Raw genomic sequence first — 13,168 nt, 5'->3', positions numbered from 1 at the left:
CCTCAGGCCACGACCTCGGCTCCGGCGCCGCCGAGGCGCTGGTCTTCCTGGGCCAGGTACTCGCCGATTACATGGCCCGGCATGGGCTTTGCGAAATAATAGCCCTGAATGAAGTCGCATCCGAGCCGGCGCAGGGTATCGAGCTGGGCGCGCGTCTCGACGCCCTCGACGACGCAGGCGATCTCCATGTCGTCGCACAGGCCCGTGAGCGACTTGATGATCTTGTGGCTCACCGGATTGTCGTTGATGTCGGCGACGAAGCTGCGGTCGATCTTGATCTTGTCGAGCGGCAGCCGGTGAACGTGGCTCAGCGAGGAATAGCCGGTACCGAAATCGTCCAGCGAAATGCCGCAGCCCATCGCCTTCAAGGCCGTGATCGATTGCTGCGCGCGTACGAAGTCGAAGGTGACGGCGGTCTCGGTGATCTCGAAATCGATCCGGTGCGGCGGCAGCCCGCTCTTCTCGATGATCGAGATCAGCGGCAGGATGCCCTCGGCCGCGCAGACGTCGTGAGCGGAGAGGTTGAACGACAGGCGGATGTGGTCGGGCCAGGTCCTGGCGATTGCAAGCGCGCGCGTCAGCAGCGCCTGCGTCAGCGGCCGGATCAGACCGATGCGCTCGGCGGCCGGAATGAAGTCGGCGGGAGAGACCCAGCCGAGGCGAGGGCTGTTCCAGCGCGCCAGCGTTTCGAAGCCCGCGGTGTGCTCGCTCATGGCGTCCACGATCGGCTGGAACACCAGGTCCATCTCGGTGCTGAAATCGGCGGTACGCAGCAGGTTCTCAATCACGCCGCGGCTGCGGATCTCGGCCTCGAGCTCGCTCGAGAAGATCACGGTGCGGCCGCGCAGATGACGCTTGGCGTGATAGAGCGAATAATCGGCGCATTCGTAGAGCGCTTCCGCTGTCGTTGCTGATTGCGGGAACAACGCAAAGCCGATCGAGCAGGACAGCCCCGTATGGGCGGTGTCGAGCTGATAGGGAAGCTTGACCTGGTCGCCGATGCGCTGGCCGAGCCGGAGCAGATCCGCATCATCGGGGTCACCGCACACGACGAGGCCGAACTCGTCGCCGCCGAGTCGGGCGAATTCCGCGCGCTGCGGACCAAAACCCTCGCAGACCTCGCGGATGCGCCGGCCGGCCTCGATCAGCACGCGGTCGCCGACCGAGTGGCCGTAATTGTCGTTGATCGGCTTGAAGCCGTCGAGATCGATGATTCCAACCGCAACGCGAACGCTCCTGCGCTCGGCATCCGTGAAGGCGCTCGACAGCTCGGCGAAGAAGCGGCGGCGGTTCGGCAGCTCGGTGAGGGAATCGAGATTGGCGAGGCGGAAGTTCTCGTCCGAAAGCGCCTGCGTCGCCGCCTGCTGTGCGAGCAAAGATTTACGGCTGGCGACGAGATCGGCGAAGTCGCGATAGTAGATGAACAGCACAGTCACCATCGCGCCGGAGACGAGCAGGTTGTTGACCGCGATCGCCTTCAGCGTCGGCTCGCCGGTGGCCCAGAAGAACAGCACATAGGGTACGTCGACGACCAGCGTCACGATCAGCGCCGCGGAGCGCAGATGCATCAGCGAGAAGATGCAGCCGATCACGGTGACGGCCATGTAGAAGGCGACCTGGCTCTTGGCGAAGGGATCGCCGTAAGGGAAGAGCGCGAAGGACCAGGCGGTGAAGCCCGCTCCGATCGGCAGTGTCATCCAGTTGGTGGCGCGCAGATTGCGCAGGATGTCGGCATCGCTACGCACGAGATGACGCTGGCCCAGCCACCAGAAGGTGCGCAGAGCCGCCAGCACGGTGAGTACGCTCGGCACGATCATCGTCAGCCAGTCCGGCGCCACGTTCACGTAGGTGTAGGCGACAGCGATCGTGTTGCTCATGAGGATGAAGTAGAGCAGCGGGATCTGCTTGGAGAATGCGTCGAACTGCGCGCGCGTCAGGTCCGGGTCGGTCGGCACGCGAAACAGCCGCATGGCGGCGGCCAAATGAGACTTCAAATCGCCGACAGGCATTGCAATACGCGCCCCGGATCCCTTCAAAAAACGGGGGCGATCTTGCACGGCGGGGGTAAAGGGCGCGTTAGACGGGTTCCATGCGAAAAGGTTGGCGCAGGTTGCACGCGACCGCATCAATTCCGGCCGCGTGCATTGGTGAGGCCGCATTAACGATATGAGCCGGGGAAGCGAGCCGTATCAACTGCAAAGCACCGTAGAGGCGCGGCTACACTCTGCTAACCATGCGCGCCGGCCGCAACGTGTTGCCGCACCTCTCCCTCGGCGGGGAGAGGTGGGCAGCACCTGATGGCGCTATTTCTTCTCCAGCGCCGCGGTCTGCTGTGCGAGTTGCTTGTCGAACTCCTGCGACAGGCCGGTCGCGTAGGTCGCGAGCTCGCCCGGCTTGACGAACGGGTTCGGCGCGCCGTCCTTCATCTCCGCGCGCTTGGCCTGCATGCCATAGACTTCCGGATGCGGCCCGAGCAGCACGTCGATCTTCATCGCCTTCACCTTGTCGTAGGTCGCGCGGTAGTCGTCGACGATGCCGGGATAGGTAGGCTGGCCGGCCAGCCGGTTCAGCGCCACCGTGCCGCTACAGAAGAACAGCACCTCGCGGTCCTCCTTGCCGTCCTTGACGGTTATCTCCCAACTGGTGCAGCCCGGCGAATGGCCTGGCGTTGCGTGCGCGGTCAGCGTGGTGTCGCCGAGCGTGACCTTGTCGCCTTCCTTGACGGTGCGGTCGACCTTCACCGCGGGGAACGCGAGGTCCTCGTTCTTCTCGTCGCCCGGATAATAGCCGCCTTCGAGCAGCGGCTTGTCGCGCTCGCCGGCGATGAGCTGCGCGCCGGACTCTTTCTTGATCTCGGCGAAGCCGCCGGTGTGGTCGAGATGCGCGTGCGAGTTGAGGATGATCTTGATGTCGGCGACCTTGAAGCCGAGCTTGGCGATGTTGTCCTTGATCATGCCGGTCGATTGCGGCATCGCCGTATCCATCAGGATCAGGCCCTGCGAGGTCTTGATGACGTAGACGGCAATGCCGTCGGTGCCGACATAGTAGATGTTGCCGATGAGCTGGAACGGCTCGAACGGCGCCGTCCATTTCTTCATGGCGATTGCCAGGAAATCCTTGATGGTCTGCGCTTGCGCGCCAGTCGAGAGCAGGGCCAGTGCACACAGCGCGGCCACGAGTTTCTTCATAGTTTCCTCCCACAGTGTTCTTGTCGTTTTTGGTCGGGCGCGGACGTCGTGGCCCGGGCGGTGCGCAAGTTACGTCGCGGCTGGCGTTGAGGGCAACTGTCTTGCGTCTGCAAAAATTCGTGGCCCTGCGGGAATATCGGCGTGTTTTCTGAGTGAGCGGGAGCCTATCGCCCGATCGTCACGCCGGCGGTCGAGCGCATGGCGTCGCGCAGGCTCGTCGCCTTCATGTCGTCGAGGACCTCTCGCGTCAGCACGGTGGTCTGGCCGGGCGTGTTCAAGATCGTCTCGCCACGCGAGGACGAGAGCCGGTCGGCTTTGTAGCCCGCTGCGGCATCGGAGGCATGCGCCGTTGGCGGCACGTGGCGCGGCCGCTTGCTGGACGCCGCAAATGCTCCTTGCGAGAAGCAGAGGGCGGCGATGACGATCAATCGCAACGATGTCGCGCGCATGCGATCTCCCATATCCGGGGCGGCTAGCCTAGCATATGGCGAGCATCGTTCGCAGGGAAAAGGATCAGGCGAGGGCGGCCTGCCGTTCCCGCGCGGGTTCGCGAGCCCGGTCCGGAACTCGCGGCTCGGCGAGTCGGGTGAAGCTGCGATGGCCCGCCTGCACGGGCGCCTCGACGATGACGCCCTCGCACACGATCTGCCCGCCGAGCATCCTGAATTCCAGCTTGTCGTAGCGTGGCATGGTCTCGCCGGGCGCGGGCGGCAGCAGCTCGATGCTGCCCTGGATGTTCAGCGTGGCATCGCCGGTGCCGTGAAGCCGCGGATTCCACATCCTGATGCCGGTCTCGGCCCAGCGCTGTCGGATCAGCGCGGCGCGATCAGCCGGTTCCGCGGCCTTGGCGCGAACTTTCGGTGCGCTGCGGACCTCGGGCGCGGCAGGCGCCAAGTCCGGCGCGATGTCCGCGGCGACGCCGGGCGCGTCGTCCGAAGAGCTCTCAGTGACGACTGCGACGACGACCGGCGCTGGATCGGTCGCAGGGATCGGCTCGATCTCGATCGCGACGCTGGAGGTCGGCGCGCTGTCGATGCAGCTCTCGGAGACGTCCTCCACCGGGACGTCGCTGCCGGCAAGCGCGACGCAGGGCGCGTCTGCGACGACGGGCTCGACATCGGCGGGAATGCCAGAGGAGTGATCATCGTTGACGATGAGGGCGTCAACCGGCGCGATCGCGACGTCGACGGACACGACCTCGGTCTCCTCGGCGATGACAGGCGCGATGCCGGCAGGAGGCTCGGGAGATGGGTCGCTGCTGATAGCAATGGGCTCGGGCTCGGCGTCGACCGATTCACTTTCGGCTTTGACAGATGCGGCCGCGGCCTGCTCGGGCTCGCCGGGCGCAACATCGGCCGAATGTTCCGCCGGAGGATCGTTGTCGACGATGGGCTCGGGAATATCGGTCGGCTCGGGCGCGACGTCGACCGGCGAAATTGCAGCCTCCGCGACGACGACCGGCCCAACTTCTGTCGGCGTCTCCTGCAATGAATCGTCGGTGACGCTCACATCAACCGGCGCTGCCGACGGGCTGTCCGCGACGACAGAGATCGCGGCTTCGTCCGCGGCGACCGCGATGGCTGCGTCGCTGGGTAGTGGATCGGCGCTGATGCCGACGTTCGGAGCCGGCGCAGTTTCTGCGGCATCGACGACGAGAGCTGGCAGATCATCTGCGGCAATCGGGGCGGCGTTGCCGCCATGCGGCGAGGGCCGAAGCCGGGTCAACGCCCATTCCACCGCAGGGATGCGGCGCAGCAACGATATCAGTCTCGAAAGCACTGGGAGCTGTCCAAGAGGTACTCGGCGTGAGGCGATCGCTGATTCGTCAGCAATATCAAAAACTGCCCCGGCCGTCACACCGATGTCAATGTAGGTGGGACCAATTGCAGAACATGCGCGCGTCGCTGGCTAGCCCCTGATTCGACTCTGCGGCGTGACGCGACACTTCCCGTGGGAGGGGACATCCGTCCCCTCCCGGGATATCGCGGTTACTTCCCGGAGCCTGCGCCACCGCCGGCCTGGCTACCCATGTTGTTGGTGTTGCTGCCGCCGGCCGAAGGCGACTGCGTGCCCTTGCTATCCGCAGCCTCGTTCTGCATGTTCGAGGAACGTCCCGTCGTCATTCCCTTGGTGGCGGGGCCTCGCGACGAGGGACCGACCTCGTTCTGACCGGATGCGCCTGGAGCTGGTTGCGTCTGAGCGAAGGCGCCGCCGGTCGCCAGCGCCATGATGCACGCCGATGCCAAAATGATCTTCTTCATGTCGTTCTCCTGCTGCATTGCCCGAGACAACCTGTGCGTGGAGGGGGCGTTCCAAACTCGGGCGTGGCGCGTCGCAGCAATGTGAGTTGCGCCGAATGTGGGGGTTCCCTGTGGTGCGCACTCAAGGTTAGCTTGGAACTCCCGGGCATCTTCTGTAGGGACGACGCATGAGAAAAATAGTCGCCATCGGAGCGGTTCTGCTCTGGTCCACCATCGCGTGCGCGCAGGATCGCACCATCACCGTGGCTTCGACGACGTCGACGGAGCAATCGGGATTGTTCGGCCATCTGCTGCCGCTGTTCTCGAAGGCCGAGGGCATCGATGTGAAGGTCGTTGCCGTCGGCACGGGCCAGGCGCTGGACATCGGGCGGCGAGGTGATGCCGACGTGGTGTTCGTTCATGACAGACCTGCCGAAGACAAGTTCATGTCGGAGGGGCAGGGCGTGAAGCGCTTTGACGTGATGTACAACGACTTCGTCATCGTCGGCCCGAAGAGCGATCCCGCGAAGATCGCCGGCGACAAGGACGTGGCCGAGGCGCTGCGCAAGATCGCGGCCGCAAAGGCGCCGTTCATCTCGCGCGGCGACAAGTCCGGCACGCACGCAGCCGAGTTGAGATTGTGGAAAGAGGCGGGTGTCGATCTCAGTGCCGGCAAGGACAGTTGGTACCGCGAGATCGGCCAGGGCATGGGTCCTGCGCTGAACATGGCCTCGTCCTCGAACGCTTATCTGCTGTCGGATCGCGGCACCTGGCTGTCGTTCAGGAATCGCGGCGAGCTCGCTGTCCTCACCGAGGGCGACAAGCGGCTCTTCAACCAGTACGGCGTCATGCTGGTCAATCCGGCCAAGCATCCGAACGTGAAGGCGCGGGACGGGCAGGCCTTCGTCGACTGGCTGGTGTCACCGAAGGGACAGCAGGCGATTGCCGGCTACAAGGTCGGCGGCGAGCAGCTATTTTTCCCCAACGCGGCCAACTAGCAGAAAGGCGACGGTCGACACCGCCACGCTGAGTGCGAGCAGGATCAGCCCGAGACCCAGCGCCAGCGGCAGGTCGCCCTTGCTGGTCTCCAGCGCGATCGCGGTCGTCATGGTCCGCGTGAAGCCGCGGATATTGCCACCGACGATGATGATGGCGCCGACCTCCGCGATGGCGCGTCCGAAGGCCGCGAGAAAGGCCGTCAGCAGCGAGGTCCGTCCCAGCGCGAGCAGGAGCGCCATGCTGCGGAAGGCCGACAGACCGTCGATCCGCGCCAGATCGCCATACTCCGCCCAGAGCAGGCTCGCCGGCCGGTGCACCAGCGCCACCACGATCGGCGTCGCGAGCAGCGTCTGCGCGATCACCATGGCGGTGGGCGTGAACAACAGACCCGCCGCCCCGAGAGGGCCGGACCGCGACAGCAGCAGATAGAGCGCGAGCCCGACCACGACCGGCGGGAGGCCGAGCAGCGCATTGGTCAGCACGATGATGACCTGCCGTCCGCGGAAGCGGGTGATCGCGAGCAAGGCGCCGAACGGTGCGCCGATCGCCAGCGCGACAAGGCTGGCGGTCAGGCTGACCCGGACCGACAATGCGACGATGCCCAGCAGCTCGGCGTCGGCATCGCCGATCAGAACGAAGGCGGCGCCGATGGATCGCGCGAAGTCGTTCATCCGGCCGGACGCTTCGGCGATGGACAGAATGCCTCGGGATTGACGATATCGAGGGCGCGCAACTGCTTCACGACCTGGTCTCTGCGAGTCTTGTTAAGGTACACAGAATACCCAGGGCGAACGATTTGGAAACGCGTTTCGTCCACAAAATGTGTGCCAGTACCGCGTTGCACAGGCTTCCCGGACGTGTCCGAACAGCGTTTCGCGTTGATCCGTCGGTCGATCTTTCGCGCCTCAACGTTTCACGGCGGTCGACACGGAGACCGTGGGGGCTGCTTCAAGGCTCTGCTGCCAGTAGCGCTCGATCTGGTCGATCAGGGCGGTGGGCAGCGGAACGTAGTTGAGGGTTGCGGCCTGGGCTTTTCCATTCTCCAGCGACCAGCGGACGAAATCGATCGCGGCTGCCGATCGCTCCTGTGATTTCGGCGTCTTCGGCATCAGCACGAAGGTGGTGGCCGTGATCGGGTAGGCGTCTTCGCCGGGTGCGTTGGTGAGCACGAGATGGAAATCCTTCTCCGCCTTCCAGTCCGCGCTCGAGGCTGCCGCCTGGAACGAGGCGGCATCGGGGACCACGAAATTGCCGGCGCTGTTCTGCACGATGCCGAAGGAGATTCGATCCAGTCGCTGCAGGGCGTAAGTGTATTCGAGATAGCCGATCGCGCCAGGCACGAGACTGACCAGCGAGGCGACGCCGTCATTGCCCCGGCCGCCGAGGCCGAGCGGCCATTCGACCGAGGTGCCTTCGCCGACGCTCGTCTTCCATTGCGGGCTGACTTTCGAGAGGTAATTCGACCAGTTGAACGTGGTCCCGGATCCGTCGATGCGATGGACCACCGTGATCGGCGCATTCGGCAGCCAGATGTCGGGATTGATCGCGCGAATGGCCGGATCATTCCAGGATTTGAGCTTGCCGAGATAGATGTCGGCGAGCATCCGGCCGGTGAAGCGGATCTGGCCGGGCTTCACGCCGTCGATGTTGACGACAGGCACGACGCCCCCGACCACGATCGGGAATTGCATCAAGCCGAGGCGGTCCAACTCCTCGGGGGCGAGCGGCATGTCGCTGGCGCCGAAATCGACGGCTTCCTTCTTGACGAGGCCGAGGCCGATGCTGGAGCCGACGGCCTGATAGCTGACGATGTTGCCGGTCTTCGCCTTGTACGCGTCGATCCATTTCGCCATCACGGGCGAAACGAAGGTTGAGCCGGCTCCTTTGATCTCGGCGGCCAGGCTTTGCGTGGCGACGAGCAGAGCGGTGAGGATGATCGGGAGCTTGATGGATTTCGTCATGTGCGCGACGCTAACAGGTCGGGCACGCGGCCGATGTGGCCTATGTCACAAAAACGTCACAAGGCGACTCCGTCGCGCCCGGTAAAATGCGGCCGCGAGACCTTGGATCAGATCAACCCGCGCAGCTCGTCGATCAGCCGGCCGCACTGCTCATCCGTTCCGACCGTGATGCGCAGGAAGTCCTCGATGCGAGGCTTCTTGAAATGCCGGACCAGCACGCCACGCTGGCGAAGCGCGGCCGCGAGATCGGCACCGCTCCGGCTGCGATGGCGCGCGAACACGAAGTTTGCAAGCGAGGGCAATACCTCGAAGCCGAGTTGCCCGAGATCGCGCGCCAACACGTCGCGGCTTGCGATGATGCGGGCGCGGGTCTCGATGAACCACGCCTCGTCCTCGATGGCGGCGACGGCGCCGGCGATGGCGAGACAATCGACGGGATAGGAGTTGAAGCTGTCCTTGACCCGCTCCAACGCCTCGATCAGCGGCCGCTGGCCGATGGCAAAGCCAACCCGCAAGCCCGCGAGCGCGCGCGACTTCGAGAAGGTCTGGATGACGAGCAGATTGTCGTGGCGCGCAACGAGCGGCACGGCGCTCTCGGCGCCGAAATCGACATAGGCCTCGTCCACCACCACCAGCCGGTCCGGATTCTCCGCGAGCAGCGCAGCGATCGCCTCGCGCGGAAGGGCAATGCCGGTGGGCGCGTTGGGATTGCAGAGCAGGATGGCGCTCGACGCTCGCCTGTAGCTGGCGGTCTCGATCCTCATCGCGGCATCGAGCGGCACTTCCTCGTATGTTATGCCATAGAGGCCGCAATAGACCGGGTAGAAGCTGTAGGTGACATCGGGAAACAGAAGCGGCGTATCGTGCTTCAGAAGCGCCTGGAAGGTGTGGGCCAGAACCTCGTCCGATCCGTTGCCGACGAACACCTGCTCGGGCGCAACGCCGCCATAGGCCGCGATCGCCTCGCGCAGGCGCGTAGCGTGCGGATCGGGATAGAGGCGTAGCCGCTCCGCAGCCGACGTGATAGCCGTCAGCACGCGCGGCGAGGGCGGATAGGGATTCTCGTTGGTGTTGAGCTTGACGACGCCGTCCTGCTTCGGCTGCTCGCCCGGCACGTAGGGCGAAAGCGTGTGGACGACCGGACTCCAGAAGCGGCTCATGATCTCCAATCCGGGTTGATCCGGCACAGTAGGGGATGCAGGGCCTTGGCGGAAGTGCATCTGCCTTCAGCATCCCCCGGTCGATCCGCGCGGGCCTCACGGCCAGTGACGTTCCCCCAGGCGCGGCCTTCATGCTAGCCTCATCGTGCAAACGCAAGACCTGAAAACAACAAAGAAGGCCGGCGCAGCCCAAGGCTGCGCAGAAGAGCCGCAAAGAGAGGAACGCATGCCGGGTGCAGCCCTTGTCACCGCTCCCTCCATTCCGACCGCGCCCGTGACGCCGGTCATTCTCGATCGCTTGCAGGCGATCGTCGGCGACAAGGGCCTGATCCTGGACGAGCACGACAAACGGCCGTTCGTGACCGACTGGCGCGGCGAGCTAGCAGGGCAGGCTGCAGCGGTCGTGCGACCGGCCAGCACCACGGAAGTCTCCGCGGTCGTCAAGCTCTGCCATGACAACGGCATTGCCATCGTTCCGCAGGGCGGCAACACCGGCCTGATGGGCGGTGCCACGCCGTGGCCTGCGCATCGCGGCATCCTGCTCTCGCTCGGCCGCATGAACCACGTGCTGCATGTCGATCCCGTCGGCTACACCATGACGGTGGAGGCGGGTTGCATCCTCCAGACGCTTCAGGACACCGCCGCGCGCCATGACCGCTTCTTTCCGCTCAGCCTGGGCGCCCAGGGCTCGTGCATGATCGGGGGTAATCTCTCCACCAATGCCGGCGGCGTGCAGGTGCTGCGCTATGGCAACGCCCGCAATCTGGTGCTGGGCCTCGAGGTCGTCCTGGCCAACGGCGATGTCTGGGACGGGCTGCGTGCGCTCAAGAAGGACAACACCGGCTACGACCTCAAGCACCTGTTCATGGGCGCTGAAGGCACGCTGGGCATCATCACCAAGGCGGTGCTGAAGCTCTGGCCCGCGCCGAAGGACGTCTGCACGGCGTGGCTTGCGATCCGCGATCCCAGCGCGGCGATCGAGCTGCTGTCGGAGGCGCATGCGGCCTCCGACGACAATGTCGGTTCTTGCGAGCTGATGAGCCGCGCATGCACCGACATGGTGCTGCGGCATATTCCCGGTACCCAGGATCCTCTCAAGGCGGAGACCGATTGGTATCTCCTGCTCGAATGGTCGTCGGCCCGCCCGCGGCAGGACGGCGGCGCGGGCATGTCGGACAGGATGGAGCAGTTCCTGGCCGATCAGCTCGAGGCGGGCCGGGTGCTGGATGCGGTGATCGCGCAAACCGAAACGCAGTCGCGCAACATGTGGCGCATCCGCGAGAGCGTGGCCGAGGCTTCGCGCGCCGAAGGGCCCGGCCTGAGCTACGACGTGTCGGTTGCGATCTCCCGGATTCCCGAATTCATCGACAAAGGCCTGAAGTCCGCGCTCGACATCCTGCCGACGATCCGCCCCTATCCGCTCGGCCACATCGGAGACGGCAATGTGCACTTCTCCTTCATGGGTCCGAAGGGCATGGATCGCGAGACGCTCGGCCAGTATTCCCCGGCGATCACGCGGGCCGTCAACGACCTCATCACGTCCATGGGGGGCTCGATCTCGGCCGAACACGGTATCGGCATCGAGAAGCTCGACGAGCTCCAGCACTATCGCTCCAGGACCGAGCTCGACATCATGCGCACGATCAAGCGGGCGCTCGACCCCAGCAACATCATGAATCCGGGCAAGGTGCTGCGTCTCGGGTGAGATGAGGACCGGCGCCATAGGTCGGCCGCCGTTCGGCGACCACCGGAGGCTGGATGTGGTGCAAACCCGGGCAAAACAGGCGACAAAGGTGCCAAATCATGCCTTTTCGCCGCGGACGAACGGCTTTATTCCCCCCTTGGATGCTTTAAGGAAGGGGCAGGATCAGGTCGCAGGCGCCCCTTGGCGGTGCTAGACCCTGATGCAGGAACAATGGGGCCGGGCCGGTAGCCGGCTGGCCCCGCAAGGATAAAGGATATGAGGCAATGATCCAGAGCGTTGGCATCATCGGGGCAGGGACCATGGGGAACGGCATCGCGCAGATCTGCGCGGCGGCCGGGCTGTCGGTTGTGATGGTCGACATTTCCGATGCGGCGGTGAATCGCGGCCTGTCGACCGTTGGCGGGAGCCTCGAGCGCCTGGTCAAGAAGGAGAAGATGTCTGCGGCCGACCGCGAGGCAACGCTCAAGCGCATCACCGGCACGACCGATCGGGCGAAGCTGTCGGATTGCGACCTCGTCATCGAGGCCGCCACCGAGAACGAGGAGCTCAAGGTCAAGATCCTGAAGGATCTCTGCGCGACGCTGTCGCCGCGCACGCTGGTTGCGACCAACACCTCGTCGATCTCGATCACCAAGCTCGCAGCCGCGACCGATCGTCCGGACCGTTTCATCGGCATGCACTTCTTCAACCCGGTTCCGGTGATGGCGCTGCTGGAGCTGATCCGCGGCCTGCAGACTTCCGACGACACCCACGCCAAGGCGCTCGATTTCGCCCAGCGCGTCGGCAAGGTGGCGATCACCGCCAAGAACAGCCCGGGTTTCGCCGTCAACCGCATCCTCTGCCCGATGATCAACGAGGCGATCTTCGCGCTTCAGGAAGGCATCGCGACGGCCGAAGAGATCGACGCCGGCATGAAGCTCGGCTGCAACCACCCGATCGGGCCGCTGGCGCTCGCCGATCTCGTCGGGCTCGACACCATGCTCTCGGTGATGGAGGTCTTTTACAAAGGCTTCAACGATCCTAAATATCGGCCAGCGCCGCTGCTCAAAGAGATGGTCGATGCCGGCCATCTCGGCCGCAAGACGGGGCAGGGTTTTTACACTTACAACGCCTGATCGAGGCGTCGGCGGCGGGCGTCGAGCGTCCGCCGCCAGATCCCGCAATTTGCGCTGCGACAAAGACGCCGTGCGCGATTGGCCCGACAATGTCGAACGGGCGGCCTCGCGGGAAACAACGAAACGGATAACAAGGGACATGTCAGATCGACTGAAGGCCGAGCGGGAAGCTGCGGCCGCGCGGCGGAACCTATTGACCCAGGATGCGATCGAGCGCACCGGGATCACCGAGGAGATGATCGGGGAACTCGTCACTCGCTTCTACGGGCGCGTGCGCGAGGACGCGCTGCTGGGGCCGGTGTTCGCGATCGTGCAGAATTGGGACGAGCATCTCGCCAAGCTCAGGGATTTCTGGTCGTCGGTCGTGCTGATGAGCGGCCGCTATCATGGCTCGCCGATGCGCGCGCACCTGCCGCTGAGCCTGGTTGGAGGCCATTTCGACCGCTGGCTCGATCTGTTCGAACAGACCGCACGCGAAGTCTGCCCGCCCGCGGCGGCTGCGCTCTTCATCGACAAGGCGCGTCGCATCGCCGACAGTTTTGAGATGGCGTCGGCAACCGTTGCAGGCCGCATCGCTTCACCGCGTCACGTGCTCAGGTCGTGAAATACAAAATGCATGCCTGAGAAACGTGCAGCTCGCATCGCGTGATGGCGCGTTGCACCAATTCCTGCATCATCGGTCTGATCTGCAAAATCATCATGCCGTTCGCGCAATACGATGTAGAATTTGCGAAAACGCGCTTGCTCGCGTTCATTCTCGCTCAATCAACGCGAGCAAAGACATATTGATGCACTGCGGC

At 64.6% G+C, this 13,168-nt stretch carries 12 protein-coding genes; 4 read left to right on the top strand and 8 right to left on the bottom strand.

Annotated elements, in window-relative coordinates; translation table 11 throughout:
• Nucleotides 1-2: 2 nt before the first annotated feature.
• The 5 genes from ACVJ19_RS38875 to ACVJ19_RS38855 form a co-directional block, all read right to left on the bottom strand.
• Nucleotides 3-2,009 carry a putative bifunctional diguanylate cyclase/phosphodiesterase gene (locus ACVJ19_RS38875; RefSeq protein WP_453954302.1) on the bottom strand — a complete coding sequence of 669 codons (2,007 nt, stop codon included), beginning with the start codon at nucleotides 2,007-2,009 and terminating at the stop codon, nucleotides 3-5.
• Between the two features lie 294 nt (nucleotides 2,010-2,303).
• Nucleotides 2,304-3,188 (bottom strand): BJP family subclass B3 metallo-beta-lactamase, encoded by an 885-nt coding sequence (gene blaBJP / locus ACVJ19_RS38870; protein WP_453954301.1) that lies wholly within the window; start codon nucleotides 3,186-3,188, stop codon nucleotides 2,304-2,306.
• Between the two features lie 164 nt (nucleotides 3,189-3,352).
• Nucleotides 3,353-3,637, bottom strand: coding sequence for a TonB-dependent receptor plug domain-containing protein (locus ACVJ19_RS38865; protein ID WP_453954300.1), 285 nt, complete (start codon nucleotides 3,635-3,637; stop codon nucleotides 3,353-3,355).
• Between the two features lie 64 nt (nucleotides 3,638-3,701).
• Nucleotides 3,702-4,946: a hypothetical protein gene (locus ACVJ19_RS38860; protein WP_453955296.1), complete on the bottom strand. Its 1,245-nt coding sequence runs from the start codon at nucleotides 4,944-4,946 to the stop codon at nucleotides 3,702-3,704.
• A gap of 230 nt (nucleotides 4,947-5,176) precedes the next feature.
• Nucleotides 5,177-5,449 carry a hypothetical protein gene (locus ACVJ19_RS38855; RefSeq protein ID WP_453954299.1) on the bottom strand — a complete coding sequence of 91 codons (273 nt, stop codon included), beginning with the start codon at nucleotides 5,447-5,449 and terminating at the stop codon, nucleotides 5,177-5,179.
• Between the two features lie 167 nt (nucleotides 5,450-5,616).
• Here ACVJ19_RS38855 and ACVJ19_RS38850 point away from each other — a divergent pair, with 167 nt between their 5' ends.
• Nucleotides 5,617-6,426, top strand: a complete 810-nt coding sequence (locus ACVJ19_RS38850; RefSeq protein WP_453954298.1) for an extracellular solute-binding protein — start codon at nucleotides 5,617-5,619, stop codon at nucleotides 6,424-6,426.
• Here ACVJ19_RS38850 and ACVJ19_RS38845 read toward each other — a convergent pair.
• The 3 genes from ACVJ19_RS38845 to hisC form a co-directional block, all read right to left on the bottom strand.
• Entirely contained in the window at nucleotides 6,400-7,098 is a 699-nt protein-coding gene (locus ACVJ19_RS38845; protein WP_453954297.1) for an ABC transporter permease, read from the bottom strand. The two genes, ACVJ19_RS38850 and ACVJ19_RS38845, sit on opposite strands and share 27 nt — an antisense overlap.
• Before the next feature lie 234 nt (nucleotides 7,099-7,332).
• A complete protein-coding gene (gene pstS / locus ACVJ19_RS38840; RefSeq protein WP_453954296.1) occupies nucleotides 7,333-8,388 on the bottom strand; it encodes a phosphate ABC transporter substrate-binding protein PstS in 1,056 nt (351 codons plus the stop codon).
• Between the two features lie 107 nt (nucleotides 8,389-8,495).
• A complete protein-coding gene (hisC, locus tag ACVJ19_RS38835; protein ID WP_453954295.1) occupies nucleotides 8,496-9,548 on the bottom strand; it encodes a histidinol-phosphate transaminase in 1,053 nt (350 codons plus the stop codon).
• Between the two features lie 226 nt (nucleotides 9,549-9,774).
• On the opposite strand from hisC, the gene ACVJ19_RS38830 reads away from it, so the two are divergent.
• The 3 genes from ACVJ19_RS38830 to ACVJ19_RS38820 all read left to right on the top strand — a co-directional run bounded on the left by ACVJ19_RS38830 (nucleotide 9,775) and on the right by ACVJ19_RS38820 (nucleotide 12,972).
• Nucleotides 9,775-11,253: an FAD-binding oxidoreductase gene (locus tag ACVJ19_RS38830; RefSeq protein ID WP_453954294.1), complete on the top strand. Its 1,479-nt coding sequence runs from the start codon at nucleotides 9,775-9,777 to the stop codon at nucleotides 11,251-11,253.
• A gap of 263 nt (nucleotides 11,254-11,516) precedes the next feature.
• Complete coding sequence (locus ACVJ19_RS38825) at nucleotides 11,517-12,368, top strand: 3-hydroxybutyryl-CoA dehydrogenase (protein ID WP_211409983.1); 852 nt, start codon at nucleotides 11,517-11,519, stop codon at nucleotides 12,366-12,368.
• A gap of 139 nt (nucleotides 12,369-12,507) precedes the next feature.
• Nucleotides 12,508-12,972, top strand: a complete 465-nt coding sequence (locus ACVJ19_RS38820) for a group III truncated hemoglobin (protein WP_453954292.1) — start codon at nucleotides 12,508-12,510, stop codon at nucleotides 12,970-12,972.
• Nucleotides 12,973-13,168 lie beyond the last annotated feature (196 nt).

This window comes from Bradyrhizobium sp. USDA 376 (assembly GCF_054063675.1).
The sequence above is the reverse complement of the archived record's forward strand: the minus strand, read 5'-3'. Positions and strand labels throughout refer to the sequence as shown.

Excerpts from the sequence above, each read along its gene's own strand:
- ACVJ19_RS38875 (WP_453954302.1), bottom strand. The coding sequence starts at position 2,009 with ATGCCTGTCGGCGATTTGAAGTCTCATTTGGCCGCCGCCATGCGGCTG.
- blaBJP (WP_453954301.1), bottom strand. The coding sequence starts at position 3,188 with ATGAAGAAACTCGTGGCCGCGCTGTGTGCACTGGCCCTGCTCTCGACT.
- ACVJ19_RS38865 (WP_453954300.1), bottom strand. The coding sequence starts at position 3,637 with ATGCGCGCGACATCGTTGCGATTGATCGTCATCGCCGCCCTCTGCTTC.
- ACVJ19_RS38855 (WP_453954299.1), bottom strand. The coding sequence starts at position 5,449 with ATGAAGAAGATCATTTTGGCATCGGCGTGCATCATGGCGCTGGCGACC.
- ACVJ19_RS38850 (WP_453954298.1), top strand. The coding sequence starts at position 5,617 with ATGAGAAAAATAGTCGCCATCGGAGCGGTTCTGCTCTGGTCCACCATC.
- ACVJ19_RS38845 (WP_453954297.1), bottom strand. The coding sequence starts at position 7,098 with ATGAACGACTTCGCGCGATCCATCGGCGCCGCCTTCGTTCTGATCGGC.
- pstS (WP_453954296.1), bottom strand. The coding sequence starts at position 8,388 with ATGACGAAATCCATCAAGCTCCCGATCATCCTCACCGCTCTGCTCGTC.
- hisC (WP_453954295.1), bottom strand. The coding sequence starts at position 9,548 with ATGAGCCGCTTCTGGAGTCCGGTCGTCCACACGCTTTCGCCCTACGTG.
- ACVJ19_RS38830 (WP_453954294.1), top strand. The coding sequence starts at position 9,775 with ATGCCGGGTGCAGCCCTTGTCACCGCTCCCTCCATTCCGACCGCGCCC.
- ACVJ19_RS38825 (WP_211409983.1), top strand. The coding sequence starts at position 11,517 with ATGATCCAGAGCGTTGGCATCATCGGGGCAGGGACCATGGGGAACGGC.
- ACVJ19_RS38820 (WP_453954292.1), top strand. The coding sequence starts at position 12,508 with ATGTCAGATCGACTGAAGGCCGAGCGGGAAGCTGCGGCCGCGCGGCGG.